Below are 26127 nucleotides of genomic sequence, written 5' to 3' on the forward strand. Positions count from 1 at the left end.
TGTTAACAAGAATGGCAAAGATCGTCGACATCAAGGGCCGTGAGGTCCTGGACTCCCGCGGCAACCCTACCGTTGAAGCGGACGTGATCCTGGACAACGGCATCGTCGGCAGCGCCTGCGCGCCTTCCGGTGCTTCCACCGGTTCCCGCGAGGCCCTCGAGCTGCGCGATGGCGACAAGAGCCGTTACCTGGGCAAGGGCGTGCTGAAAGCCGTGGCCAACATCAACGGCCCGATCCGCGACCTGCTGCTGGGCAAGGACGCGGCCGACCAGAAAGCCCTCGACCACGCGATGATCGAGCTGGACGGCACCGAGAACAAGGCCAAGCTGGGCGCCAACGCGATCCTCGCGGTGTCCCTGGCTGCCGCCAAGGCCGCCGCACAGGCCAAGGGCGTACCGCTGTACGCGCACATCGCCGACCTCAACGGCACTCCCGGCCAGTACTCCATGCCGGTGCCGATGATGAACATCATCAACGGCGGCGAGCATGCGGACAACAACGTCGATATCCAGGAATTCATGGTCCAGCCGGTCGGCGCGAAGAACTTCGCCGAGGCGCTGCGCATGGGCGCCGAGATCTTCCATCACCTCAAGGCCGTGCTGAAGGCCCGTGGCCTGAACACCGCCGTCGGTGATGAAGGCGGCTTCGCGCCGAACCTGTCGTCCAACGAAGACGCCCTGGCCGCCATCGCCGAGGCCGTCGAGAAGGCCGGCTACAAGCTGGGCGACGACGTGACCCTGGCCCTGGACTGCGCCTCCAGCGAGTTCTTCAAGGACGGCAAGTACGACCTGGAAGGCGAAGGCAAGGTATTCGACGCCGCCGGTTTCGCCGACTACCTGGCCGGCCTGACCCAGCGCTACCCGATCATCTCCATCGAGGACGGCATGGACGAGTCCGACTGGGCCGGCTGGAAAGGCCTGACCGACAAGATCGGCGCCAAGGTCCAACTGGTCGGCGACGACCTGTTCGTGACCAATACCAAGATCCTCAAGGAAGGCATCGAGAAGGGCATCGGCAATTCGATCCTGATCAAGTTCAACCAGATCGGTTCGCTCACCGAGACCCTGGAAGCCATCCAGATGGCCAAGGCCGCCGGCTATACCGCGGTGATCTCGCACCGCTCCGGCGAAACCGAGGACTCGACCATCGCCGACCTGGCCGTGGGTACCGCCGCCGGTCAGATCAAGACCGGTTCGCTGTGCCGCTCCGACCGCGTGTCCAAGTACAACCAGTTGCTGCGCATCGAAGAGCAACTGGGCGCCAAGGCGCCGTACCGTGGTCGCGCGGAATTCCGCGGCTGAGCCTAGTCTGGTACGGTGAAGGGGTGGCAAGAGCCACCCCTTTTCTTCTCAAGGAGTTCGAGGCTTGAGGTTACGTAGCCCCTACTGGCTGTTCGTGGTGCTGATCCTGGCGCTGGCGGGCCTGCAATATCGCCTGTGGGTCGGCGATGGCAGCCTGGCGCAGGTGCGCGACCTGCAGAAGCAGATCGCCGACCAGCATGGCGAGAACGAGCGCCTGCTGGAGCGCAACCGGATTCTCGAAGCCGAAGTCGCCGAGCTGAAGAAAGGCACCGAGACCGTCGAGGAGCGTGCGCGGCACGAGCTCGGCATGGTCAAGGACGGCGAAACCCTCTACCAGCTCGCCAAGTGAGCTGACGACCCTTCTCCCGATGACGACTTCCGACCTTCCCGCCTTCTGGACGGTGATCCCCGCCGCCGGCGTGGGTTCGCGCATGCGCGCCGACCGCCCGAAGCAATATCTCGATCTTGCCGGTCGCACCGTGATCGAGCGTACCCTCGATTGTTTCCTCGAACACCCGATGCTCAGGGGCCTGGTGGTCTGCCTGGCCGAGGACGATCCCTACTGGCCCGGGCTGGACTGCGCCGCCAGCCGGCATGTGCAGCGCGCCGCCGGGGGCGCCGAGCGCGCCGGCTCGGTGTTGAACGGCTTGCTGCGCCTGCTGGAGTTGGGGGCACAGGCCGACGACTGGGTGCTGGTGCATGACGCCGCGCGGCCGAACCTGACCCGCGGCGACCTCGACCGCCTGCTCGAAGAACTCGCCGAAGATCCGGTCGGCGGGCTGCTGGCGGTGCCGGCGAGGGACACTCTCAAGCGCTCCGACCGCGACGGCCGGGTCAGCGAAACCATCGACCGCTCGGTGGTCTGGCTGGCCTATACGCCGCAGATGTTCCGCCTCGGCGCCCTGCACCGGGCGCTGGCCGATGCGTTGGTGGCCGGCGTGGCGATCACCGACGAGGCTTCGGCGATGGAGTGGGCCGGCTATGCGCCGAAGCTGGTGGAAGGGCGCGCCGACAACCTGAAGATCACCACCCCGGAAGACCTGCTGCGCCTGCAGCGCAGTTTTCCGCACTGAACCCTGGCACAAGAAAGCCGCCCCGAGGGTCGGCTTTCTTGTCGTTGCAGGCTCGCTCGTTCAGCTTTCCAGCGGCACCTCTATGAGGAAGCGGAACAGCGCGCCATGCTGCTCCACCGCCAGGCATTTGTAGCCCTGGCGCTGGGTATCTTCGGGAATCCCGTGGACCGATTGCGAGCAGTCGGTGACCACTTCCAGGCGTTCGCCCGGCTGCATGGTCGCCAGGGTTTCCAGGGTGGCGATGGCGTTGTACGGGCAATGTTCGCCGCGCAGGTCAAGCGACAGGGTCGGTTTGTCGGTCTGGCTCATGGTTCGGTTTCCGCGGTCGGGTGAATCGGGAGGCGTTCAGTTGCACCAGCAGCAGGCACAGGGCCAGGCCGGCGAAGGTCAATAGCAGGCCGTTGCCGGGCCCGAAGCTTTCCAGCAGGTTGAGCTTGGGATAGGGCAGGGCGAGGCGGGTGCCCAACTGGTCCCAAAAGATCGCCACCAGGGTTCCGCCGATGACGTTGCCGATGCCGACCACCCAGAAGTGCACCTGGCCCTCCATCGAGCGGTACATCCAGCCGGTCTCGCAACCGCCGGCGAGGACGATGCCGATGCCGAAGAGAATGCCGCCGATGATCGCATTCGGGCCCATCCAGAAGATCTTCGGCGCGACGCCCAGGCGGATCGCGGCGAAGGTACCGATGCAGGCGGCCGCCATGCCGAGCAGGATGCCGAAGGCGGCGCGGGTCCGGCCGGTGGTCCAGAGGTCCCGTGCGGCACTGGTGAAGCAGATCTGCGCGCGCTCGATCAGGCCGCCGAACAGCAGGCCGAACAGGCAGGCCATGCCCAGCACCAGCGATACCTCGAAGCGCCAGGCGGCGAACAGCGCGGCGAGCGCCAGCACCGCCAGGCCCAGGCGGGCCTGCAGGCGTGCGTGTCGGGCCAGGCTTTCGGCGCTGGGCAGGGCGCTGGCCGTGGCGCCGACTTTCAGCGGTGTGCGCAGGAACGGCAGCAGGCTGATCTTCACGCCGATCCAGGCGCCGCCGACGGTGGCGAACATGAAGGCCCAGGCGTGCAGGGAAAACATCGGGATACCGGTGAAGAACGCCGCCAGGTTGCAGCCCATCGCCAGGCGCGCGCCGAAGCCGGCGACGATACCGCCGACCAGACCCTGCAGCAGGCGACGTTTGCTGGTCGGCCAGCGCAGGCTGACGTTGCCGGCCCAGAGGGCGCAGCACAGGGCGCCGAGGAACATGCCGATGATCATCACTCCGTCGATCCGGTCCAGCGGCGTGCCTTGAAGGCCGATCAGCCTGAAGTAGCTCCAGTCCTGTGGCTGGTAGCCGAACCAGGACAGCACGTGGCCGCCCCAGCGGGTGAATTCGCCGGTCACCGCCCAGAAGGTGCCGGTGAGCGCGAAGTAGTAGGCGGAGGCGACGCCGAGGGCGACCAGCGCCGGCAGCGGCGACCAGAACCTCACCAGGTAGCGTTGGCGAAACGCATTGAAGGCAGACATGCGACTTCCTTGAATCGATAGCGGATGGAACGGGAAACCGCCAAGTCTATCGCAGCGGTGAATCGCCTTACTGCTTCAGCGCAGGTTTTTCTCCCCGGCGAGTCCCGGATGGGATTGCGCCAGGCCTTCCTTGAGATAGTCCACCAGTTGCCTGACTTTCGGCGACAGGTGCCGCTGCTGCGGGTACAGCGCCCATACCGCGGTATTCGGCGGCTGGTGGCCTTCCAGCAGGGAGACCAGGCGGCCGCTGCGCAGATGCTCGATCACATAGTAGTCGGGCAGCTGGCACAGGCCGAAGCCGCGCAGGGCGGCGTCGAGCACCGCCTGGCCGCTGTTGCAGCGCCAGTTGCCCTGGACCCGGTGCTGGGTTTCCCGGCCGTCCTCGAGGAAGCTCCACAGGTCGCTGCTGCCGATCAGGCAGTTGAACTGGCCGAGTTCCGCCGGCGACTGCGGAGTGCCGTGGCGGCGCAGGTATTCCGGGGTGGCGCAGAGGTACATGACGCGTGGTGCCAACCGTGTGGCGACCAATCGCGAATCGCTCAGGCGGCCGAGGCGGATGGCCAGGTCGAAGCCCTCGTGGAGCAGGTCCAACTGGCGGTTGGACAGCTCGATGTCGACCCGCAGTTGCGGATAGTCGGCCATGAAGGCATTCACCAGCGGCACGATGAAACGTTCGCCGTAGGCTACCGCGCAGGTCATGCGCAGCAGGCCCTTGGGCTCCGCGGAGAGGTCGCTGACCGCGCGCAGGGCTTCGTCGCGGGCGTCCTGCAGGCGCTGGCAATGTTGCAGGAAGGTCTGTCCGGCTTCGCTCAGCGATACTCGCCGGGTGCTGCGGTAGAGCAGGCGGGTCTGCAGGCGCTCCTCCAGGCGGGCGACCTGGCGGCTGATGTGCGACGAGGAAACGCCCATGCGTTCGGCTGCCGCGGTGAACTGCCCGGTTTCGGCGACAGCGACGAATTCGTCGAGTCCTTCCCAGCGATTCATCTGGATTGTCCCTGTATGGCAATAATGTTTTGATTATTGCCTGATTATTCCTTGAAACGCGGTTTTCTACACTTTCCGTTTCAGTGGGTCGCTTAGCGGCCCGCCGGCTTCCATCGTTCAGGAGTTCCCAGATGATCAAGTCCCGTGCCGCCGTCGCCTTCGCCCCCAACAAGCCGTTGGAAATCGTCGAGGTGGATGTGGCGCCGCCGCAGAAGGGCGAGGTACTGGTGCGCATCGTCGCCACCGGCGTCTGCCATACCGACGCGTACACCCTGTCCGGCCAGGATTCCGAGGGGGTGTTCCCGTGCATCCTGGGCCACGAAGGTGGCGGTATCGTCGAAGCGGTGGGCGAGGGCGTGACCTCCCTGCAGGTGGGCGACCATGTCATCCCGCTCTACACCGCCGAGTGCGGCAAGTGCAAATTCTGCCTGTCCGGCAAGACCAACCTCTGCCAGGCCGTACGCGCCACCCAGGGCAAGGGCCTGATGCCCGACGGCACCAGCCGTTTCTCCTACAAGGGCGAGCCGGTCTTCCACTACATGGGCTGCTCGACCTTCTCCGAATACACCGTGCTGCCGGAAATCTCCCTGGCGAAGATTCCCAAGGATGCCCCGCTGGAGAAGGTCTGCCTGCTTGGCTGCGGCGTCACCACCGGGATCGGCGCCGTGCTGAACACCGCCAAGGTGGAAGAGGGCGCTACCGTTGCCATCTTCGGCCTGGGCGGCATCGGCCTGGCAGCGATCATCGGGGCGAAGATGGCCAAGGCCGCGCGCATCATCGCGGTCGACATCAACCCGGGCAAGTTCGATATCGCCAGGGAACTGGGCGCCACCGACTTCATCAATCCGAAGGACTACGACAAGCCGATCCAGGACGTCATCGTCGAACTGACCGATGGCGGCGTCGACTACTCCTTCGAGTGCGTCGGCAACGTGCAGTTGATGCGCGCCGCGCTGGAATGCTGCCACAAGGGCTGGGGCGAGTCGGTGATCATCGGTGTCGCCGGTGCCGGCCAGGAAATCAGCACTCGGCCGTTCCAACTGGTCACCGGCCGCGTCTGGCGCGGTTCGGCGTTCGGCGGGGTGCGCGGGCGCAGCGAGTTGCCGAGCTATGTCGAGAAGGCGCAGAAGGGCGAGATCCCGCTGGATACCTTCATCACCCACACCATGGGGCTGGAGGACATCAACGAGGCCTTCGAGCTGATGCACGAAGGCAAGAGCATCCGCACCGTCATTCATTACTGACAAGCCGTCGCGGCGGGCCCTGCGGCTCGCCACGACCGTTTCACGGAGGTCACGTGAAGGATTCCCTCGAACTGATCGGCAGCCAGAAGACCTTCGGCGGCTGGCACCAGCGTTACCGTCATTTTTCCCGGACCCTGAACTGCGAGATGGTCTTCGCCATCTACCTGCCGCCCCAGGCCGAGCCGGAGGCGGCGCTGCCGGCCCTGTACTGGCTGTCCGGGCTGACCTGTACCGACGAGAACTTCATGCAGAAGGCCGGCGCCCAGCGGGTCGCCGCCGAACTGGGATTGGTACTGGTGGCGCCGGATACCAGCCCGCGCGGCAGCGGTGTCCCCGGCGATCCCGACGGCGCCTGGGACTTCGGCCTGGGCGCAGGCTTCTACCTGAACGCCACGCAGGAGCCCTGGGCCGCGCACTACCGCATGCACGACTACGTGGTGCACGAGTTGCCGGCGCTGATCGAGGCGCATTTCCCGGTGTCCCGGCGGCGCGGCATCAGCGGGCACTCGATGGGTGGGCATGGCGCGCTGGTTTGCGCGCTGCGCAACCCGGGGCGCTACCTGTCGCTGTCGGCCTTCGCGCCGATCTGCCATCCGAGCGATTGTCCCTGGGGCCAGAAGGCGTTCTCCCGCTACCTGGGCGAGGACCCGGCGGCCTGGCGCGAGTGGGATGCCTGTGCGTTGCTCGAGGGTGCGTCCGAACGCTTGCCGATCCTGGTCGACCAGGGCGAGCGCGACGACTTCCTCGCCGTCCAGCTCAAGCCGGAAGCGCTACGCAATGCGGCGGACAAGGCCGGCCACCCGCTGGAGCTGCGTCTGCAACCAGGCTACGACCACAGCTACTACTTCATCGCCAGTTTCATCGAGGATCACCTGCGCCATCATGCCGGGGTTCTCAACGGTTGATCCGCGATACCTGAAGCCTGTCCCGATCCGGGGTAGAATCACGCCCTGATTCCAACCAGGGCGTTTTTTCATGCGAATTGGCCATGGCTACGACGTGCATCGCTTCGGCGAGGGCGACTTCATCACCCTCGGCGGTGTGCGCATTCCCCACAAACATGGGCTGGTCGCCCACTCCGACGGCGACGTGCTGCTGCACGCCTTGTCCGATGCGCTGCTCGGCGCGGCGGCGCTGGGCGACATCGGCAAGCACTTCCCGGACACCGACCCGCGGTTCAAGGGCGCCGACAGTCGCGCGCTGCTGCGACACGTGGTCGCCATCGTCGCCGAGAAGGGCTGGAAGGTCGGCAACGTCGACGCCACCATCGTCGCCCAGGCGCCGAAGATGGCGCCGCACATCGAGACCATGCGCGGGTTGATCGCCGAGGACCTCGGCGTCGCGGTCGACCAGGTCAACGTCAAGGCCACCACTACCGAGCGGCTAGGTTTCACCGGACGCGAAGAGGGCATTGCTGTACATGCGGTCGCTTTGCTGATGGCCCGATGAGCGTTCTCGGCGAACTCGACCTGCTCGGGCCGCGCGCCCATGGGGCAGCCTGCGGCGAGGCGGTGCTCAAGGCCGTGGCCGAGGACTTCCAGGTCGACGAGGTGCTGGACATTCCCCTCAGCGGTGAAGGCGAGCACCTCTGGTTGTGGGTGGAAAAGCGCGGATTGAACACCGAGGAGGCGGCCCGTCGCCTCGGCCGCGCCGCCGGCGTGCAGCAGAAGAACGTCAGCTACGCCGGGTTGAAGGACCGCCAGGCCCTGACCCGGCAATGGTTCAGCCTGCACCTGCCGGGCAAGGCCGATCCCGACCTGGGTGCAGCCGAGGGCGCGGACCTGCGGATTCTTCGCTGCACCCGTCATTCGCGCAAGTTGCAGCGAGGCGCGCATGCCGCCAACGGCTTCACCCTGCGTCTGACCGGGCTGCGGGCGGAGCGTGCCCTTCTCGACGCGCGCTTGGAACGTATCGCCGCGGACGGCGTGCCCAATTATTTCGGCCTGCAACGCTTCGGCCACGGCGGCGGCAACCTGGTCGACGCGCGCAGTTGCGCGGAACAGGACCTGCTGCCGGCGAACCGCAACCTGCGTTCGCGCTTCCTTTCCGCCGGGCGCAGCTACCTGTTCAATCGCCTGCTCGCCGAGCGGGTCGCGGAGGGTAGCTGGAACCGGGCAGCGGTCGGTGACCTGCTGGCCTTCACCGACAGCCGCAGCTTTTTCCTCGCTGGCGAGGAAGAATGCCGCGATGCCCGTCTGGCCGCCCTCGACCTGCACCCCACCGGACCGCTCTGGGGCGAGGGCGATCCGCCGAGCGGCGCCGGCGTCCTCGAACGCGAGCTGGCCCTGGCCGGGCGCGAGCCGGCGCTCTGCCGCTGGCTGGCGAAGGCGGGCATGGCGCACGAACGGCGCATCCTGCGGCTCCCCATCCAGGGGCTGGCGTGGCATTATCCCGAACCTGATGTTCTGCAACTGGAATTCGTCCTGCCGGCCGGTTGTTTCGCCACCGTAGTGGTGCGTGAAATCCTCGACCTGGTACCGACAGGGCAGACGGAAAACCCATGCGCATACTGATTGCCAACGACGACGGGGTGACCGCACCCGGTATCGCCGCGCTTTACGACGCGCTGGCGGATCATGCCGATTGCGTAGTGATCGCCCCCGACCAGGACAAGAGCGGCGCCAGCAGTTCCCTGACGCTGGACCGCCCGCTGCACCCGCAGCGCCTGGACAACGGATTCATCAGCCTCAACGGCACGCCGACCGACTGCGTGCACCTGGGCCTGAACGGCTTGCTGGAGGAATTGCCGGACATGGTGGTCTCGGGTATCAACCTGGGCGCCAACCTCGGCGATGACGTCCTCTATTCCGGTACCGTGGCGGCGGCCATCGAAGGGCGCTTCCTGAAGGGGCCGGCCTTCGCCTTCTCGCTGGTCTCGCGGTTGACGGACAACCTGCCCACCGCCATGCACTTCGCCCGCCTGCTGGTCTCCGCCCACGAGCGCCTGGCCGTGCCGCCGCGTACCGTGCTCAACGTCAATATCCCGAACCTGCCGCTGGATCGCGTACGTGGTATCCAACTGACCCGCCTCGGGCACCGCGCCCGTGCCGCCGCACCGGTGAAGGTGGTCAATCCGCGCGGCAAGGAAGGCTACTGGATCGCCGCGGCCGGCGATGCCGAGGATGGCGGGCCGGGGACGGATTTCCACGCGATCATGCAAGGCTACGTGTCGATCACTCCGTTGCAGCTGGACCGTACCTTCCACGAAGCCTTCGGCGGCCTCGACGAGTGGCTGGGAGGACTGACGTGATGTCCGAAGACCTGCATCGCCGGGGTATCGGCATGACCTCCCAGCGTACCCGAGAGCGCCTGATCCAGCGCCTGTACGAAGAAGGCCTGTCCAACGCCCACGTGCTCGAGGTGATCCGCCGCACGCCGCGTCATCTGTTCGTCGACGAGGCGCTCTCGCATCGCGCCTACGAAGACACCGCCCTGCCGATCGGCCACAACCAGACCATTTCCCAGCCATTCATGGTGGCGCGGATGACCGAGTTGCTGCTGGCGGCCGGCCCGCTGGACAAGGTCATGGAGATCGGTACCGGGTCCGGCTACCAGACCGCGGTGCTGGCGCAACTGGTCGAGCGGGTCTTCTCTGTCGAGCGGATCCAGGCGTTGCAGGACAAGGCCAAGGAGCGTCTTGCGGAGCTAAACCTGCGTAATGTTGTCTTTCGTTGGGGCGATGGCTGGGAGGGCTGGTCGGCGTTGGCTCCCTACAATGGAATCATCGTCACCGCGGCGGCCACGGAAGTCCCGCAGTCGTTGCTGGACCAGTTGGCCCCGGGGGGCCGTCTGGTGATCCCGGTCGGTGGCGGCGAGGTCCAGCAACTGATGCTGATCGTCCGCACCGAGGACGGGTTCAGCCGCCAGGTACTCGACTCGGTACGTTTCGTCCCGCTGCTCAACGGCCCGATCGCCTGAGCCGGCGGCCGGCGTCGCCGGCCCGATTGAACGAAAGCGAAGAAGATGGATAAGGGGGAAGGATTGAGGCTAGCAGCGACCCTGCGGCAATGGACTCGGCTCTACGGTGGCTGCCACCTGTTGCTCGGGGCCGTCGTCTGTTCCCTTCTCGCCGCCTGTTCGTCGTCGCCTCCCGGCGGGGTCAAGGTCGTCGATCGCAACGGTTCCGCGCCTGCCGCTGCGCGGCGTACGCCGGTCACCAGCGGGCAGTACATCGTGCGCCGCGGCGACACCCTGTATTCCATTGCCTTCCGCTTCGGCTGGGACTGGAAAGCCCTGGCCGCGCGCAATGGCATCGCGCCGCCCTATACCATCCAGGTCGGTCAAGCTATCCAATTTGGTGGGCGGGCATCGACGCAACCGTCCGTCGCGAAAAACACGCCGGTCGTCGCTGCGCCCGTGGCGACCAAGCCTACCCCGGTTCCACCCGCAGTTAGTACGTCGGTACCTGCCAAGCCCGCACCGGCTCCGGCCTCGACCACGACCCCACCCAGCAGCGGCGCGACTCCCGTCGTCGCGGGGCCTGCGGTGGGGGGGTGGGCATGGCCTGCGAGCGGTACTCTGATCGGCCGTTTTGCCTCAAACGGAAGTTTGAATAAAGGGATTGATATAGCCGGTCAATTGGGCCAGCCTGTCCTGGCTGCGTCTGGTGGGACCGTTGTATACGCCGGTAGTGGTTTGCGGGGCTACGGCGAGTTGGTCATCATCAAACACAACGAGACCTACGTGAGTGCCTACGGTCACAACCGCAGGCTGCTGGTGCGGGAAGGGCAACAGGTCAAGGTAGGGCAATCGATTGCCGAGATGGGCTCCACAGGAACCGATCGGGTGAAGCTGCACTTCGAGATTCGCCGCCAGGGTAAGCCTGTCGATCCACTGCAATATTTGCCACGTCGCTGACCGGGAGTTCGCCCGCCCACATCATGTAGGTGAGCGGGTCCGGGCGTGTCCAGCGGGAAAGGAATCGCCCGGGCTTGAGTCGAACTCATGCAAGGGATAACGACATGGCACTCAAAAAAGAAGGGCCGGAGTTTGACCACGATGATGAAGTGCTCCTCCTGGAGCCCGGCATCATGCTGGACGAGTCGTCTGCCGACGAGCAGCCTTCTCCCCGGGCAACTCCAAAAGCCACCACTTCCTTCTCTTCCAAACAACACAAGCACATCGACTACACGCGCGCGTTGGACGCAACGCAGCTGTATCTCAACGAAATCGGTTTCTCGCCCCTGTTGACGCCCGAAGAGGAAGTCCACTTCGCTCGTCTGGCGCAGAAGGGCGATCCCGCTGGTCGGAAGCGGATGATCGAGAGCAACCTGCGGTTGGTGGTGAAGATCGCCCGGCGCTATGTCAATCGCGGACTGTCCCTGCTCGACCTGATCGAGGAAGGCAACCTAGGCCTGATCCGCGCCGTGGAGAAGTTCGATCCGGAGCGCGGATTCCGGTTCTCGACCTACGCCACCTGGTGGATCCGCCAGACCATCGAACGGGCCATCATGAACCAGACCCGGACCATTCGCTTGCCGATCCATGTGGTCAAGGAGCTCAACGTCTACCTGCGTGCGGCGCGGGAACTGACCCACAAGCTCGACCACGAACCTTCCCCCGAAGAAATCGCCAACCTGCTGGAGAAGCCGGTCGCCGAGGTCAAGCGCATGCTCGGCCTGAACGAACGGGTGACTTCGGTGGACGTCTCTCTTGGTCCGGACTCGGACAAGACCCTGCTGGATACGCTCACCGACGATCGCCCCACCGACCCGTGCGAGCTGCTGCAGGATGACGATCTCAGCGAAAGCATCGACCAGTGGCTGACGGAACTCACCGACAAGCAGCGTGAGGTGGTGATTCGCCGCTTCGGCTTGCGCGGGCACGAAAGCAGCACGCTGGAAGAGGTCGGCCAGGAAATCGGCCTGACCCGCGAGCGGGTTCGTCAGATCCAGGTCGAGGCGCTGAAGCGCCTGCGGGAGATCCTGGAGAAGAATGGCCTGTCGAGTGACGCGCTGTTCCAGTGACGGAAAACCTTAGACCCACTGAAGACCCGGCGTTCGCCGGGTTTTTTGTGTCTGCTCTTGTAAGCATTAACTTACACGGCGTGTGAGCCTAAGTAGATAAATGCCCGGGAGGTTTGCCAAAAACGCTCGGTGAATTTAAGTAACTTATTGAAATTAAAGGAATATATTTTTCTAAAATGGCTGCCGAAGAAGCTTCGCTGGGTTTTCTGGCAGGTTGCGGGAGCACAGGGAATCGCTAATATCACTCCTGCGTACAGGGAACGCGCAACCCCGAAGGATCGGGGAAGGGACGTCGCCAGGGAGGCGATTCATCAGGATGATGACGAGGGACTGAAGAGTGGGCGGGGTAATACCCCGCCCCTTTTTTTGCCTGCCGTTTTACTCGTCGCCAAAGAAAAGGCCCGCTGATTGCGGGCCTTGGCGTATCAGCGCTCCAGATGCTGGAGCTTGCCGGCGACGCCGTCCCATTCCTCGGCGTCGGGCAGGGCATCCTTCTTCTCGGTGATGTTCGGCCAGACTTCCGCCAGCTCGCTGTTCAGCTCGATGAATTCCTGCATGTTCTCCGGCACTTCGTCTTCGGAGAAAATCGCCTGGGCCGGACATTCGGGCTCGCACAGGGCGCAGTCGATGCACTCGTCCGGATGGATGACCAGGAAGTTGGGTCCTTCGTAGAAGCAGTCTACCGGGCAGACTTCCACGCAGTCGGTGTATTTGCACTTGATGCAGTTGTCGGTGACGACGAAGGTCATTTTCTAGTTCTCTCCTCAGGCGGGCGGCTAAGCGCGCGCGATTCTAGCAGCTTGTGCGGTAGTCCGTCAGACCCGCATCTTCCATGCATATAACAGATCGAGAGCTTGCCGCGGGCTGATATCGTCGGGATTGATCCTCGACAATTCATCGATCACCGGGTGCGGCAGGCTGGCGAACAGGTCGCTCTGCATCGGCGAGGCGGGCTTGCCGCTCTGCTGGCTCGGCATCTCGTGCGGCAGGCTGGTGGTTTCCAGGCGCTTGAGGTGTTCGCGGGCGCGCTGGATTACCGGGGCCGGCACGCCGGCCAACTGGGCCACCGCGAGGCCGTAGCTCTGGCTCGCCGGTCCCGGCAGTACATGGTGCAGGAACACGATGCGTTCATTGTGCTCGGTCGCGTTCAGGTGCACGTTGGCTACCGCGGGCTGGCTTTCCGGCAGTACGGTCAGTTCGAAATAGTGGGTGGCGAACAGGGTGAAGGCGCGAGTCCGGGCCAGGTCCTCGGCCGCTGCCCAGGCCAGCGACAGGCCGTCGAAGGTGCTGGTGCCGCGGCCGACCTCATCCATCAGCACCAGGCTCTTGTCGGTGGCGTTGTGCAGGATGTTGGCGGTTTCGCTCATCTCCACCATGAAGGTCGAGCGGCCGCCGGCAAGGTCGTCGGACGAGCCGATGCGGGTGAAGATGCGGTCCACCAGGGACAGCTCGCAGCGTGCAGCCGGAACGAAGCTGCCGATGTGCGCAAGCAGCACGATCAGCGCGGTTTGCCGCATGTAGGTGGATTTGCCGCCCATGTTCGGACCGGTGATCACCAGCATCCGGGTGTCGGCATCCAGCGCCAGGTCGTTGGCCACGAACGGTGTCTCCAGCACCTGCTCGACCACCGGATGGCGGCCTTGCTCGATGTGCAGGCAGGTGTGTTCGACGAACCGCGGGCGATTCAGGTCGAGGTTCAGCGCGCGTTCGGCGAGATTCGCCAGCACGTCCAGTTCCGCCAGCGCCGAGGCGCTGTCCTGGAGCGGAGCGAGGTGGCCGATCAGGCGTTCCAGCAGCTCTTCGTAGAGCGCCTTCTCGCGGGCCAGGGCGCGGCTCTGGGCCGACAGCGCCTTGTCCTCGAAGGCCTTCAGTTCCGGCGTGATGAAGCGCTCGGCGCCTTTCAGGGTCTGCCGGCGGATGTAGTCGGCCGGCGCCTGTTCGGCCTGCACCCGTGGCAGCTCGATGAAGTAGCCATGGATGCGGTTGTAGCCGACCTTCAGGTTGGGCAGGCCGGTGCGGGCCTTCTCGCGCGCTTCCAGGTCCATCAGGAATTGCCCGGCGTTTTCGCTCAGCGCCTGCAGCTCGTCCAGCTCGGCGTCATAGCCGGTCTTGATCACGCCACCGTCGCGGATCACCGCTGGCGGGTTGTCGATGATCGCCTTGGCCAGCAGTTCGGCGAGTTCGGGATAGGTGCCGATGGTGGTGGCCAGCGCCTGCAGGTGCGGCGCTTCCAGTTCGGTCATGGCGTTCTGCAGGTCCGGCAGCGCCGCCAGCGCGTCGCGCAGGCGCGCCAGGTCGCGAGGGCGGGCGTTGCGCAGGCCGATGCGGGCGAGGATGCGTTCGAGGTCGCCGATTTCCTTGAGCTGCGGTTGCAGGTTCTCGAAGCGGTAGCGTTCCAGCAGGCAGGCGATGGACTCCTGGCGGGCTTCCAGTACCGCGCGGTCACGCAACGGACGGTTCAGCCAGCGGCTCATCAGGCGGCTGGCCATGGCGGTCTGGCAGCGGTCGACCACCGATTGCAGGGTGTTCTCGCGGCCACCGCTGAGGTTGATATCCAGCTCCAGGTTGCGGCGGCTGGCACCGTCGAGGATCACCGTGTCATCGAGGCGGTCGTGGCGCAGGCTGCGCAGGTGCGGCAGGGCGGTACGCTGGGTTTCCTTGGCGTAGGCGAGCAGGCAGCCGGCGGCGCCGATGGCCAGGGTCAGGTTCTGGCAGCCGAAGCCTTTCAGGTCCTGGGTGCCGAATTGCTGGCAGAGGCTCTTGTGCGCCGAGTCGCGATCGAAGTCCCATGGCGCGCGGCGACGTACGCCGCGGCGCTTCTCCGCCGGCAGGCCCTGTGGCCAGTCGTCGGGAATCAGCAGCTCGGCCGGGTTGAGGCGCTCCAGTTCGGCCAGCAGGGTTTCCCAGCCTTTTATCTCCTGGACGCTGAAGCGGCCGCTGGTGATGTCCAGCACGGCGAGGCCGAACAGGCGCTCGTCGCCGAGGATCGCCGCCAGCAGGTTGTCGCGGCGTTCGTCGAGCAGCGCCTCGTCGCTCACCGTGCCGGGGGTGATGATCCGCACCACCTGGCGCTCCACCGGCCCCTTGCTGGTGGCCGGGTCGCCGATCTGCTCGCAGATCGCCACCGACTCGCCGAGCTTGACCAGCTTGGCCAGGTAGCCCTCCGCGGAATGGAAGGGAATGCCTGCCATCGGGATCGCCTTGCCGCCGGACTGGCCGCGTGCGGTCAGGGTGATGTCGAGCAGTTTGGCGGCCTTCTTCGCGTCCTCGTAGAACAGCTCGTAGAAGTCGCCCATGCGATAGAACATCAATTGGTCGGGGTGCTGATGCTTCAGTTTGAAGTACTGCTGCATCATCGGCGTGTGCTGGGAGAGGTCGGTCATACGGGCCTTCGGAAGCGGGCTTTGGACGGTGCAAAAGAGGGTAATGTTAACCCGATTCGCCGGCCTGTGTCGGGTCCGTTCGGAACCGGCGCGGACCCTCAGGTCCGCGCCTGTGCGGGCTGCTTTCAGCGTGCCGCGGTATAGCTGGCGCCGAGCTTCTGCCGACCGTCGGGCAGGTTGATCTGCGCCGGGTCGAGACGCCAGACCCGCGCCGCGGCGATGTCGCCGAGGAGCAGGCTGTAGGTCGGGTCGAACGAAGTGCTGGAGAAGATCAGGTAGTCCTCGTTCACCGGCGCGGCGTCGGAATTGTCGCCCTGGCAGTGGTTGAGCGGCAGGATCGCCGGGGTGCCGGGCGGGCTGTTGGGTACGACCATGGCCAACTGGTCGTTGCCGGCCGGCTGGGTACGCGAGAGGAAGTAGGCGGTGTAGTCGCGTACCACCGGGTAATAGTCGCGGCCCCCCGCGGCCGGGGTGGCGAGGGCGCTGACCTGGCCGTTCTCCAGGTTCCTGCGCACCACCCGCAGGCTGTCGCCGGCTCCTGTCGCGTAGACCACGTACTTGCCTGAGGGTGTGAGGAACGGCATCGACTCCTCGGTGCTCCAGCCGTCGCCGGTCACGGCTTTCCAGGCGCTCACGCCGACGCTGCCATCGCCATTGAAGACCAGGGTGGCGAGGCGGATGTCGCCCTCGTGCTTGAGCACGACCTGGCGGCCGTCGAAGGAGAACTTCGGATCCTCGTTGCGACCGCCGATGGCCGCGGTCAGGTTGCTCGGCGCCTGGGTACCGCCGATGGCCCAGGCGAACACGTGCCAGGCGCCATTCTGGCGGCCCATGAAGGTCAGGTAGCGGCCGTCCGGGGAGAAATGCGCATTCATCGGGTCCTCGATGTTCCAGCCGGGCTGGTTGAGCTGGCGGGTGCTCTTGCTCTTGAAATCGTGCAGGTAGAGGTTCGAGGAGCCGTCCCCGTACTCCATATAGCTGTGGTAGACCAGGCGCCCGCCGAGCGCGGGCAGGCTGCTGGCGGGTTGCAGGGCCAGGTTGGCGGTGCAGGCCGCATGGGCGGGGAGGCTGGCAACGGGGGAGAGGAGCAGGGCGAGGGAGAGCAGAGAGACCTTGAGTGGCGCGATGTTCATGGGGTGCCTTTCCTTGGACGGTGATGGAACACGCATGTTCGCGCATTCGCTGCCTTCGCGCGGTTGCGCTTGTCCGAAAGCTGCTTCTGAATGGAAAAGCCGATGGTGTAGGGTAGTCCCTTTCCGTTTCTACTCTGGAGAACAGTGATGACCCTGATGGAGTCCGACCTGACCGCACTGGCCGCCCGCCTCGGCGAAAGCCTTCGTTACCTGGGCGAGCAGGTCAGCACGGCGGAATCCTGCACCGGTGGCGGCATCGCCGAGGCGATCACCCGCATCCCGGGGAGTTCGGGCTGGTTCGAGGCTGGCTACGTGACCTACTCGAACCGCCAGAAGACCCTCCAGTTGGAGGTGCCCGAGTCGCTGTTCCCGGCAGTCGGCGCGGTCAGCCGGGAAGTGGTCGAGGCCATGGTGCGCGGCGCCCAGCGGCACAGCGGGGCGCGTTTCGCGGTGGCGGTGAGCGGTGTCGCCGGGCCCGACGGCGGCTCGCCGGAAAAGCCGGTAGGCACGGTCTGGCTGGCCTGGGCCGACGGCGAGCGGCTGGTCAGTGAGCGCTGCCAGTTCAACGGCGACCGCGACGCCGTGCGCCGGCAGACGGTGGCGACCGCGCTGACCGGCCTGCTGCGCATGAGCAACGGCGAGAACCCGGGCTAGCCGCGCCTGCGGGCAACCGTTCGGAACATTCTTCCCGTCGGGGGTAGGCGAGCGACTTGCCCTGTGGAATAATACTGTCTACTTATACAGTTGTTCGTGGCCGTCCGGCCGCCCTGACTTCGCGAGGACTTCAATGGACGAGAACAAGAAGCGCGCCCTGGCCGCGGCCCTGGGACAGATCGAACGCCAATTCGGCAAAGGCGCGGTCATGCGCATGGGCGACCATGAGCGCCAGGCGATCCCGGCCATCTCCACCGGCTCCCTGGGTCTGGACATCGCCCTCGGCATCGGCGGCCTGCCCAAGGGCCGGATCGTCGAGATCTACGGTCCGGAATCCTCGGGCAAGACCACCCTGACCCTCTCGGTGATCGCCGAGGCCCAGAAACAGGGCGCCACCTGTGCCTTCGTCGACGCCGAGCACGCGCTCGATCCCGACTATGCCGGCAAGCTGGGCGTCAACGTCGACGACCTGCTGGTCTCCCAGCCGGACACCGGCGAGCAGGCCCTGGAAATCACCGACATGCTGGTGCGCTCCAACGCGGTCGACGTGATCATCGTCGACTCCGTGGCCGCGCTGGTACCCAAGGCCGAGATCGAAGGCGAGATGGGCGACGCCCACGTCGGCCTGCAGGCACGCCTGATGTCCCAGGCGCTGCGCAAGATCACCGGCAATATCAAGAACGCCAACTGCCTGGTCATCTTCATCAACCAGATCCGCATGAAGATCGGCGTCATGTTCGGCAACCCGGAAACCACCACCGGCGGTAACGCACTGAAGTTCTACGCCTCGGTCCGCCTGGACATCCGTCGTACCGGCGCGGTGAAGGAAGGCGACGAGGTGGTGGGTAGCGAAACCCGCGTCAAGGTGGTGAAGAACAAGGTTTCCCCGCCGTTCCGCCAGGCCGAGTTCCAGATCCTCTACGGTAAGGGCATCTACCGTACCGGCGAGATCATCGATCTGGGCGTGCAATTGGGCCTGGTCGAGAAGTCCGGCGCCTGGTACAGCTACCAGGGCAGCAAGATCGGCCAGGGCAAGGCGAACGCCGCCAAGTACCTGGAAGACAATCCGGAAATCGGTTCGGTACTGGAGAAGACCATTCGCGACCAGTTGCTGGCCAAGAGCGGCCCGGTGAAGGCCGACGCCGAAGAAGTGGCTGACGCCGAAGCCGATTGAGGCCAATGGCGATCGTGCTCGATACGCCCGTCGCCGTGCGGCGGGCGGCCATGGATCTGCTGGCGCGCCGTGAGCACGGGCGCGCCGAGCTTTCCCGCAAGTTGCGCCAGCGTGGCGCGTCTGCCGAGTTGATCGATCCTGCCCTCGACCGCCTGGCCGAGGAAGGTCTGCTCGACGAATCCCGCTATCTCGAAAGCTTCATCGCCAGTCGCGCCCGTAGCGGCCATGGGCCGTTGCGCATCCGTGAGGAACTGGCGCAACGCGGTCTGCCGCGCGCCGATATCGAAAGGGCGCTGGGTGCCTGCGAGGTCGACTGGAGTGCGCAATTGCGTGAGGTCTGGCGCCGCAAGTTCGCCCGCCTGCCGCAGGACGCCAGGGAAAAGGCCCAGCAGGGCCGCTTCCTGGCGTACCGGGGTTACTCCATGGAGTCGATCAGCCGCCTGTTGAACGGCCGCAGCGACGATTGAGCGCGTGCCGGAGCGGCAGCTTCAGTCCCAGTTTTCCGGCAGGTTGATGTAGTCCAGCAATTCCCGCAGCCGCCCCTGGTCGCGCCCGTTGAACACGAAGGCGAGGCGGGTCAGGTTGCGGAACTCCGGTTCGTCCTGTTCCTGCTCGCTGTCGGCCTGCTGCTGGAAGCCGCCGCTCAGGCAGAGGCTGGCGAAGTGTTCGTGCAGGTGCGCCAGCGCGGCTTCGTTCAGGGCGTGGTTCAGGCGAATCACGAAAGTGCCTTTCAGCCAGCGGCTGGAGTGGAAATTGCGGTAGAACTGGGCGATTTCCTTCACCGCGTCTTCGGCCGAATGCACCAGGCGCATCAGGCGCATGTCGGCCGGCAAGATATAGTGATTCTCCAGCAACTGTTCCTGCATGAACTCCAGGGCGTGTTCCCAGTAGCGGCCGCCCGGCTGGTCGAGCAGCACGATCGGCACCAGCGGACTCTTGCCGGTCTGTACCAGGGTCAGCACTTCCAGTGCCTCGTCTAGGGTGCCGAAGCCGCCGGGGCAGAGCACCAGGGCGTCGGCTTCCTTGACGAAGAACAGCTTGCGCAGGAAGAAAAAGTGGAACGACAGCAGGTTGCCGCTGCCGTCCACCGTATGGTTGGCGTGCTGCTCGAAGGGCAGGGTGATGTTGAAGCCCAGGCTGTTCTCCAGCCCGGCGCCTTCGTGGGCGGCGGCCATGATGCCGCCGCCGGCGCCGGTGATCACCATCAGGTCGTAGCGGGCCAGTTCCTCGCCCAGCTTGCGCGCCAGGGCATAGACCGGATGTTCGACTGGCGTGCGCGCCGAGCCGAACACGGTGACCTTGCGTCGCCGCTTGAACTGCTCGAGGACGCTGAAGGCATGCTCCATCTCGCGCAGGGTCTGCAGCATGATCTTGGCGTCCCAGCGGTTGCGGTCGGCCTGGGCCATGCGCGTCACGGTGAAGAGCATCTCGCGGTAGAGCGCGAGATTGGGGCTGTCGCCGGGAGCCGCAAGGGCCGCCAGTTCGTCGACCTTCCGCGCCAGGTCGGTGCCGCTGGTCTGGAAGTGCCGGGAAAGATAGTCATCAGCTTCGTAGGGCATTCGCATACTCCTTCTACAACCACCCTGGACAGGCGGTCATCCGCATACTGCCACGGACTGCGTGACAGTTGCGGACGGCGGCTCAGATCTCGATGCGTTCGCCGGGCTCCGGTATCTCGGCATCCCAGTCGAGACGCTCGCGGATCGCGCCCTGCAGCGCTTCCATCTTTTCCCGCTCGCCATGTATCAGGTATAGCGCTGGACGGTGGGCGAAGTGACCGACCCAGTCGAGCAGCTGCGATTGCCCGGCGTGGGCGGAGAAGCCGCCGAGGGTATGGATCTGCGCCTTGACCGCGATGCGCTGGTGGAACACGCGAACCGCGCTGGCGCCGTCGACGATGTTGCGGCCCAGGGTGCCGCGCGCCTGGAAGCCGGGGAATACCACATGGCATTCCGGGCGCCAGAGGTTGTGCTTGAAGTGATGGACGATACGGCCGCCGGTGCACATGCCGCTGCCGGCGATGATGACCGCGCCGCTCTTGATCCGGTTGATCGCCATCGACTCGTCGGCGCTGCGGGTGACGCGCAGCACCGGCAGCCATTCCTCCAGGCGGGTGGTGCCGGTGCCGCGAATGTACTCGCGGTCGCGGTCGTCGAACTCGTTGCTGTGGCGCAGGTAGATGCCATTGGCACGGGCGGCCATCGGGCTGTCGAGGAATACCGCCTGTTGCGGCAGGCGGCCCTCCTGGTAGAAGCGGCCGAGGTAGTAGAGCAGGTCCTGGGTGCGACCGACGGCGAACGACGGGATCAGCACGTTGCCGCCGTCGCGATGCGCCTGGTCGAGAATTGCCGCCAGTTCCTCCAGGGTGTCGTTGCTGTCGCGGTGATCGCGATCGCCGTAGGTGGATTCGAGCATCACCACGTCGGCCCGGCTCAGCGGCGAGGGCGCTCGCATCAACGGCGAGCAGGTGTTGCCGAGGTCGCCGGAAAACACCAGGCGGCGCGGTTGCACCTGGTCGTGGAATTGCACTTCGACGATCGACGAGCCGAGGATGTGCCCGGCGTTGTGAAAGGTCACCCGCACGCCACGAGCGACCGCCACGGTGCTGCCGAGGCTGATCGGCCGGCGCAGCTTGAGCGCGCGTTCGGTGTCGGCCTGGGTATACAGCGGCTTGATGCTCGGCTTGCCGATCCGGTTGCGCCAGCGGTTCTCCCACTCGGCGTCCTTTTCCTGGATGTGCGCGGAGTCCAGCAGCATGAGTTCCAGCAGTTCGCAGGTGGCCTCGGTGGCGAAGATCGGGCCCTTGAAGCCCTCGGCCGCCAGGCGCGGCAGCAGGCCGCTGTGGTCCAGGTGGGCGTGGGAGATGACCACCGCGTCGATGCTCGCGGGATCGAAGGGGAAGGGCGCGCGGTTGCCGTTGTCTGCTTCGCGGCGCCCCTGGCGCATGCCGCATTCGAGCAGGACCTTCACGCCATCGAGGGTTTCCAGCAGATAACAGGAGCCAGTGACCTCCTGGGCGGCGCCTAGAAACGTCAGTGATGCCATCGAGCCTCCTCCGTCAGAGCTCTGTCGACACCCCGATACCTTTCGGGGATCGTGGAATGCCATGGAACCTTCGTACAGGGCCAGGGTGAACGAATCGGGGGCGGGGAGCTTGATGCAGGTCAGCGCCCTTTGCCGTGTGCTGCCTAGACTGCAAGGCACCACTAGGGAGGCTACCCACCATGAGTCAGATTCTGCCCAGTCAGGACGAGTTGCTTGCCCATGCGGCGGCCGAGCCGGCGTTTGCCGCGTGGCTGCAAGGCCATGGTCCGCTCCAGCATAGCGCAGAGACCCGCGCCGCCGTGTTCCGCACCGCTCATCAATTGGTCCAAGCCGGGCTGCAACCGGACCTGGCCAGCGTCTACCAGCTGTTCCGCGCCCTCGACCGGCTGACCGCCAGCGCCCTGCGCATCGTCGTGCACATGACCTACGCCCGGCGCATCCGCCTGGACGGCCAGCCGTTGCAGGCCGAGGATTTCAAGACACAGCCCGAGGGCCACACCGGCGGAGCCCTGAACATGGTCCCGGCCTACGCCGGCTATCTGGCACTCAACGTCCTGACCGGCAAGACTCGCGCCTGGCTGATGGGCCAGGGCCATTGCGTGGCCGCCATCGACGCGCTGAACGTCCTCACCGGCAACCTGCACCCGGAGCAGGAGCGCGCCTATGCCGACGGCGAGGAAGGGCTGAACCGCTTGCTGCAGGACTTCTACGGCTACGCCCAGGCCCCCAACGGCGCACCGGCGGCGCCACTGGGCAGCCACGTGAATCCGCATACCGCCGGCGGTATCGCCGAGGGCGGCTACCTCGGCTTCGCCGAATTGCAGTACGCGCACATGCCGCTGCCCGGCGAGGCCCTGGTGGCGTTCCTCTCCGATGGTGCCGCCGAGGAACAGCGCGGCAGCGACTGGATTCCGCGCTGGTGGCGAGCCGAGGATTGCGGGGCGGCGCTGCCGGTGATGATCGCCAATGGCCGGCGCATCGAGCAGCGCACCGAACTGGGCACCCATGAGGGGCTGGAGGGCTTCAAGCTGCACCTGCGCCGCTGCGGCTTCGATCCGATCAGCTTCGATGGGCGCGACCCGGCCGCCTTCGTCTGTACGCTCTGGGAGATGGAGCAGCGCCTGGAGCGGCGCGTGCAGGAGAAGAACAGCGGCATCCTCCGCTACCCGCTGCCGATTCCCTACGGCATCGCCGAGACGGTCAAGGGCTTCGGCTTCTATGGCGCCGGCAGCAACGCCGCGCACAACCTGCCGCTGCCGGGCAATCCGCATAACGACGAACAGGCCCGGCAACTGTTCAACCAGCATGCAAATGAACTCTGGGTCGAGCCTGAGGCTCTCGAATTGGCCCGCCGGCTGTTCGCCGAGCAGCGCGGCGAGCGTCCCCTCGAACGGGACAACCCGCTGGCCCTGCGCCATCCCATCGAACCGATCATCCCGCCGCTTCGCTATCGCGACGACGCGTGCTCGCCGATGGCCGCGCTGGACCGCTTCTATACCGAACTGGTGGAGGCCAACCCCGACCTGCGCGCCCGGGTCGGCAATCCCGACGAATTGGCCAGCAACCGCCTCGGCGGCGTGCTCAAGGCGCTCAAGCATCGGGTCAGCGAGCCGGAGAGCGAACTGGAATCGGTGAGCGGTCGGGTCATCACCGCGCTCAACGAGGAGGCGGTGGTGTCCGCCTGCCTGGCCAACCAGGGCGGACTCAACCTGGTTGCCAGCTACGAGGCGTTCTGCGTGAAGATGCTCGGCGCGGTGCGCCAGACCCTGATCTTCGCCCGCCAGCAGAAGGAAGTCGGGCGTCCGGCCGGCTGGCTGGGCTGGCCGCTGGTCGCTACTTCGCATACCTGGGAGAACGGCAAGAACCAGCAGTCGCACCAGGACACCACCTTCTGCGAGGCCCTGCTTGGCGAGATGACCGACATGGTCCGGGTGCTCTTCCCGGCCGATCACAACAGCGCCCTGGCGCTGCTACCGACGATCTACCGCAGCCGGGGGCAACTGGCCTGCCTGGTGATCCCCAAGCGCGACCGGCCGATGGTGTTCGACGCCGTCCAGGCCGAGCGCCTGGCCCGCGACGGCGCGATCCTGGTCGAGGAGCGCTGCGGCTCCGATCCGCTGCTGCTGATCGCCAACGGCAGCTACCAGCTCGAACAGATGCGCCGCGCCGCGCAGCGCCTGGCCGAGGCCGGGCAGGCCTACCGGCTGGTCTACCTGCAGGAGCCGGGACGCTTCCGCGCGCCGCGCGATCGCTGGGAGGTCGAGGCGGTGGCCGACGAGGCGCTGGTGGAACGACTGTTCCCGGATAGCCATGAGCGCCGCGTGCTACTCACCCATATGCGCGCGGAAGTGGCGCGCGGTCATCTTTGGCCGATCCTGCCGGATGCCCGGCGCACCTCGGTACTCGGCTATCGCAACCGCGGCGGCACCCTCGACGAGGCGGGTATGCAGTTCGCCAACCGCGCCTGCTGGGGCAACGTGCTGGCGGCTTGCGCCCGCTTGATGGAGGTCCCGCGCACCGCGCTGCTGACCCCGGAGGAAGCGGCGGCGGTGGCCGGCAAGGGCGATCCGGCGTTGTTGCGCTGAGTTCGGCAGGGCGGATAACGTCTGTGGCGTTATTCGCCCTGCCGAACGGGGGCGGGTGTCTGGTGAAGGCAGGGTATGGGCAGGGTATCGGCGGATAGCGTCGGCGACGTCATTCGCCTACGGAGCGGGGGGACGAAGCGGCTTGAGCAGCCCGTCCAGCCCGTCGATCTTCAGTTCCAGGGTCAACTGCATCAGCCGCCCGAGTTCACCAGGCGGGAAGCCTTTCTTGTAGAACCACAGCAGGTACTCCTCCGGCAGGTCGACCAGCATCCGTCCCTGGTACTTGCCGAACGGCATCGGCGTCCTGGCGATCTTCAGCAGATGCTGCTTGTCCAGCATGGCGACCGCGCGGCGCGCTTACTTCTTGCCCTGGATGCGGCAGCTGCCGGCATCGAAGCGTTCGGTGGCGACCGGCTGGTTGGTCTTGTACTCGGTGAAGCTGTAGGTGAGGATCGCGCCGCGGGCGAGCAACTGGCGATAGCCGGTGTTGCTGCACACGCTATCGCCGAGCTGGCTGCGCACGCTGTCCGGGTTGGAGCGCATGCGCTCGGCGTGGCTGGCGCGTACGCTGAGGTGATTGATCAACTGGTTGCCTTCGACGGTGTAGCCCTGGTCGAGGATGTCTTCGTTGATGGCGCGGGGAGTGCCTACGCTGCTTTCCTTGGCCACTTTCTCCAGCATCTTGCTCAGTTCGAAATCCTTGAGCGAGGCGGCATGGGCGGCGGTGGGCAGGACGAAACAAAGGGCAAGGGCCATGAAGCGCGACATCGAAGATCTCCTGGGGCAATAAGCGGATTCGACCGATGGAGGGGGCGAATTGTTTCCGTCGGCCCATTCCCGGGACGGACGGTGGCGAATGGGCGCCATGTTACCGCGTTCGGGGCGGGGCACGGAAACGCAAAAGGGCGACCGAGGGTCGCCCTTTCGTCGATAGCGGTGCGGATCAGCGCAGCTTGATCTCTGTCCAGAGCTTGTTCAGGGCGCGTCGCTGGCGCGAGTTCAGGTCCTTCAGCGGCTCCAGCCTGGCCTGGGTGGTGGCGTCCGGGAACAGGGCGGCGAGCGTCTTGATTTCCGGCCTGATGAAGGGCAGGGCGGCGGCGTTGGGCGTGCCGGTACCGATCTGGTTGGTCAGCTCGGAAGCGTTCCGACCGTCGAGCATGAAGTCGATGAAGCGGTAGGCCAGGTCAGGGTTCTTCGAGCCCTTGTGGATCACCATGTTGTCGATGGCCAGCACCGCGCCCTGGCGGGGCAGGGCGAAGTCGACCTTGAAGGCGCGGCCGGCAGCCTCCGCGTCGGCCCTGGCCTGGTACATGTCGCTGGAGTAGCCATGGGCGACCCAGATGTTGCCCAGGGTCAGCTCCTTGATATAGCTCGACGAGTTGAACGCGGCCCAGTACGGCTTGGCCGCGAGGATCAGCGCCTGGGCTTCCTTCCAGTGCTGCGGGTCGGTGTCGTTGGCGGAGTGACCGAGGTACTTCAGGGCGGCGCCGAACAGTTCCTGCGGGTCGTCCATCACCGTGACCCTGCCCTTGATCTTCTCCAGGACCGCCGGGTCGAAGATCACCGACCAGTCGGCGGGGTCGATGCCCAGTTTGTCCAGCTCGGTCTTGTTGTAGCCGACCAGGGTGGTGGTGAAGGCGTAGGGCAGGGAATAGCGGTTGCCCTTGTCGAAATCCTTGTCGAGGTAGCCCGCGGCCTCGTTGCTCAGGTTCGCCAGGCGACTCTTGTCCAGCTCCAGCAGGTCGCCCTTGCGGATCAGCGCCTCGACCGCGTTCTGGGTCGGGATGATCACGTCGTAGCCGCTGGCCCCGGCGGCCAGCTTGGCCATCATTTCCTCGGTGCCGGAATAGAACTCCTGCACCAGCTCGCAGCCACATTGCTGCTCGAAGCGTTTCAGCGTGTCCTCGGCGATGTAGTCGTTCCAGTTGAACAGATACAGCTTCTCGGCGGCGGTGGCCTGGGCGGCTCCTGCCATGAGGGTTGCGACGAGCAACAGCTTTTTCATCATGGTTCCTTGTTACGGGGTGGCAGGGCTCCGGAAACCGGAGCAGGGCAAGGCCGCGGGCCTCTCCGGGAGGCACGCG

General features: G+C 65.8%; 26 protein-coding genes. 15 read left to right on the forward strand and 11 right to left on the reverse strand.

What is annotated here, in order from left to right:
- Nucleotides 1–11 precede the first annotated feature (11 nt).
- The 3 genes from eno (at nt 12) to ispD (ending at nt 2374) form a co-directional block, all read left to right on the forward strand.
- The gene (eno, locus tag AC1RB9_RS06725) at nt 12–1301 is read left to right on the forward strand and encodes a phosphopyruvate hydratase (protein ID WP_003092364.1); all 1290 of its coding nucleotides are present in this window, start codon (nt 12–14) and stop codon (nt 1299–1301) included.
- A gap of 64 nt (nt 1302–1365) precedes the next feature.
- A complete protein-coding gene (gene ftsB, locus AC1RB9_RS06730; RefSeq protein WP_003098569.1) occupies nt 1366–1650 on the forward strand; it encodes a cell division protein FtsB in 285 nt (94 codons plus the stop codon).
- 19 nt (nt 1651–1669) lie between these two features.
- Nucleotides 1670–2374 carry a 2-C-methyl-D-erythritol 4-phosphate cytidylyltransferase gene (ispD, locus tag AC1RB9_RS06735; protein ID WP_003092359.1) on the forward strand — a complete coding sequence of 235 codons (705 nt, stop codon included), beginning with the start codon at nt 1670–1672 and terminating at the stop codon, nt 2372–2374.
- A 60-nt stretch (nt 2375–2434) separates the two neighbouring features.
- Here ispD and yedF read toward each other — a convergent pair whose 3' ends face one another.
- The 3 genes from yedF to gfnR all read right to left on the reverse strand — a co-directional run bounded on the left by yedF (nt 2435) and on the right by gfnR (nt 4859).
- Nucleotides 2435–2683 (reverse strand): sulfurtransferase-like selenium metabolism protein YedF, encoded by a 249-nt coding sequence (gene yedF, locus AC1RB9_RS06740; protein ID WP_003092358.1) that lies wholly within the window; start codon nt 2681–2683, stop codon nt 2435–2437.
- Complete coding sequence (gene yedE, locus AC1RB9_RS06745; RefSeq protein WP_003453634.1) at nt 2649–3875, reverse strand: selenium metabolism membrane protein YedE/FdhT; 1227 nt, start codon at nt 3873–3875, stop codon at nt 2649–2651. The genes yedF and yedE overlap by 35 nt, the downstream gene beginning before the upstream one ends.
- A gap of 75 nt (nt 3876–3950) precedes the next feature.
- Nucleotides 3951–4859 carry a glutathione-dependent formaldehyde neutralization regulator gene (gene gfnR / locus AC1RB9_RS06750; RefSeq protein WP_003098564.1) on the reverse strand — a complete coding sequence of 303 codons (909 nt, stop codon included), beginning with the start codon at nt 4857–4859 and terminating at the stop codon, nt 3951–3953.
- Nucleotides 4860–4990: 131 nt separating this feature from the next.
- Here gfnR and AC1RB9_RS06755 point away from each other — a divergent pair, with 131 nt between their 5' ends.
- The 8 genes from AC1RB9_RS06755 to rpoS all read left to right on the forward strand — a co-directional run bounded on the left by AC1RB9_RS06755 (nt 4991) and on the right by rpoS (nt 12069).
- A complete protein-coding gene (locus AC1RB9_RS06755; RefSeq protein ID WP_003092351.1) occupies nt 4991–6103 on the forward strand; it encodes an S-(hydroxymethyl)glutathione dehydrogenase/class III alcohol dehydrogenase in 1113 nt (370 codons plus the stop codon).
- Between the two features lie 53 nt (nt 6104–6156).
- Nucleotides 6157–7008, forward strand: coding sequence for an S-formylglutathione hydrolase (gene fghA / locus AC1RB9_RS06760; protein ID WP_003113869.1), 852 nt, complete (start codon nt 6157–6159; stop codon nt 7006–7008).
- 70 nt (nt 7009–7078) lie between these two features.
- Complete coding sequence (ispF, locus tag AC1RB9_RS06765; RefSeq protein WP_003098560.1) at nt 7079–7552, forward strand: 2-C-methyl-D-erythritol 2,4-cyclodiphosphate synthase; 474 nt, start codon at nt 7079–7081, stop codon at nt 7550–7552.
- Nucleotides 7549–8616, forward strand: a complete 1068-nt coding sequence (gene truD, locus AC1RB9_RS06770; RefSeq protein ID WP_003098559.1) for a tRNA pseudouridine(13) synthase TruD — start codon at nt 7549–7551, stop codon at nt 8614–8616. Before ispF ends, truD begins: the two co-directional genes overlap by 4 nt.
- Nucleotides 8604–9353, forward strand: coding sequence for a 5'/3'-nucleotidase SurE (gene surE / locus AC1RB9_RS06775; protein WP_003453629.1), 750 nt, complete (start codon nt 8604–8606; stop codon nt 9351–9353). The genes truD and surE overlap by 13 nt, the downstream gene beginning before the upstream one ends.
- Nucleotides 9354–9385: 32 nt before the next feature.
- Complete coding sequence (locus tag AC1RB9_RS06780) at nt 9386–10021, forward strand: protein-L-isoaspartate(D-aspartate) O-methyltransferase (RefSeq protein WP_003098558.1); 636 nt, start codon at nt 9386–9388, stop codon at nt 10019–10021.
- 45 nt (nt 10022–10066) lie between these two features.
- Nucleotides 10067–10960, forward strand: a complete 894-nt coding sequence (locus AC1RB9_RS06785) for a peptidoglycan DD-metalloendopeptidase family protein (RefSeq protein ID WP_003115226.1) — start codon at nt 10067–10069, stop codon at nt 10958–10960.
- A gap of 104 nt (nt 10961–11064) precedes the next feature.
- Nucleotides 11065–12069, forward strand: a complete 1005-nt coding sequence (rpoS, locus tag AC1RB9_RS06790) for an RNA polymerase sigma factor RpoS (protein ID WP_003113871.1) — start codon at nt 11065–11067, stop codon at nt 12067–12069.
- Nucleotides 12070–12494: 425 nt separating this feature from the next.
- Here the strand turns inward: rpoS and fdxA are convergent, their stop codons facing one another.
- From fdxA to AC1RB9_RS06805, 3 genes are all read right to left on the reverse strand, one after another.
- The gene (gene fdxA / locus AC1RB9_RS06795) at nt 12495–12818 is read right to left on the reverse strand and encodes a ferredoxin FdxA (RefSeq protein WP_003092272.1); all 324 of its coding nucleotides are present in this window, start codon (nt 12816–12818) and stop codon (nt 12495–12497) included.
- Between the two features lie 66 nt (nt 12819–12884).
- On the reverse strand, nt 12885–15452 hold the full coding sequence (gene mutS, locus AC1RB9_RS06800; RefSeq protein WP_003113873.1) for a DNA mismatch repair protein MutS: 2568 nt from the start codon (nt 15450–15452) through the stop codon (nt 12885–12887).
- Nucleotides 15453–15577: 125 nt separating this feature from the next.
- Nucleotides 15578–16585 carry a TolB family protein gene (locus tag AC1RB9_RS06805; RefSeq protein WP_003098486.1) on the reverse strand — a complete coding sequence of 336 codons (1008 nt, stop codon included), beginning with the start codon at nt 16583–16585 and terminating at the stop codon, nt 15578–15580.
- Between the two features lie 147 nt (nt 16586–16732).
- Between AC1RB9_RS06805 and AC1RB9_RS06810 the strand changes: the two genes are divergently transcribed.
- The 3 genes from AC1RB9_RS06810 (at nt 16733) to recX (ending at nt 18880) form a co-directional block, all read left to right on the forward strand.
- Entirely contained in the window at nt 16733–17239 is a 507-nt protein-coding gene (locus AC1RB9_RS06810) for a CinA family protein (protein ID WP_003092262.1), read from the forward strand.
- Nucleotides 17240–17372: 133 nt separating this feature from the next.
- Nucleotides 17373–18413, forward strand: coding sequence for a recombinase RecA (gene recA / locus AC1RB9_RS06815; RefSeq protein WP_003092260.1), 1041 nt, complete (start codon nt 17373–17375; stop codon nt 18411–18413).
- Nucleotides 18414–18418: 5 nt separating this feature from the next.
- Nucleotides 18419–18880 (forward strand): recombination regulator RecX, encoded by a 462-nt coding sequence (recX, locus tag AC1RB9_RS06820; protein WP_003098485.1) that lies wholly within the window; start codon nt 18419–18421, stop codon nt 18878–18880.
- A 21-nt stretch (nt 18881–18901) separates the two neighbouring features.
- Here recX and AC1RB9_RS06825 read toward each other — a convergent pair whose 3' ends face one another.
- Both AC1RB9_RS06825 and AC1RB9_RS06830 read right to left on the reverse strand, forming a co-directional pair.
- Nucleotides 18902–19972 carry an LOG family protein gene (locus tag AC1RB9_RS06825; RefSeq protein WP_003453626.1) on the reverse strand — a complete coding sequence of 357 codons (1071 nt, stop codon included), beginning with the start codon at nt 19970–19972 and terminating at the stop codon, nt 18902–18904.
- Between the two features lie 82 nt (nt 19973–20054).
- On the reverse strand, nt 20055–21458 hold the full coding sequence (locus AC1RB9_RS06830; protein ID WP_003098484.1) for an MBL fold metallo-hydrolase RNA specificity domain-containing protein: 1404 nt from the start codon (nt 21456–21458) through the stop codon (nt 20055–20057).
- A gap of 179 nt (nt 21459–21637) precedes the next feature.
- On the opposite strand from AC1RB9_RS06830, the gene AC1RB9_RS06835 reads away from it, so the two are divergent.
- Nucleotides 21638–24043, forward strand: coding sequence for a phosphoketolase family protein (locus tag AC1RB9_RS06835; protein ID WP_003453623.1), 2406 nt, complete (start codon nt 21638–21640; stop codon nt 24041–24043).
- A 117-nt stretch (nt 24044–24160) separates the two neighbouring features.
- Here the strand turns inward: AC1RB9_RS06835 and AC1RB9_RS06840 are convergent, their stop codons facing one another.
- The 3 genes from AC1RB9_RS06840 to AC1RB9_RS06850 all read right to left on the reverse strand — a co-directional run bounded on the left by AC1RB9_RS06840 (nt 24161) and on the right by AC1RB9_RS06850 (nt 26051).
- Complete coding sequence (locus AC1RB9_RS06840; RefSeq protein WP_003092249.1) at nt 24161–24382, reverse strand: DUF3820 family protein; 222 nt, start codon at nt 24380–24382, stop codon at nt 24161–24163.
- Nucleotides 24383–24400: 18 nt separating this feature from the next.
- A complete protein-coding gene (locus tag AC1RB9_RS06845) occupies nt 24401–24811 on the reverse strand; it encodes a quorum-sensing-regulated virulence factor family protein (protein WP_003092248.1) in 411 nt (136 codons plus the stop codon).
- Between the two features lie 175 nt (nt 24812–24986).
- On the reverse strand, nt 24987–26051 hold the full coding sequence (locus AC1RB9_RS06850) for a polyamine ABC transporter substrate-binding protein (protein WP_023465017.1): 1065 nt from the start codon (nt 26049–26051) through the stop codon (nt 24987–24989).
- Nucleotides 26052–26127 lie beyond the last annotated feature (76 nt).

This window comes from Pseudomonas sp. 20-5 (assembly GCF_056782835.1).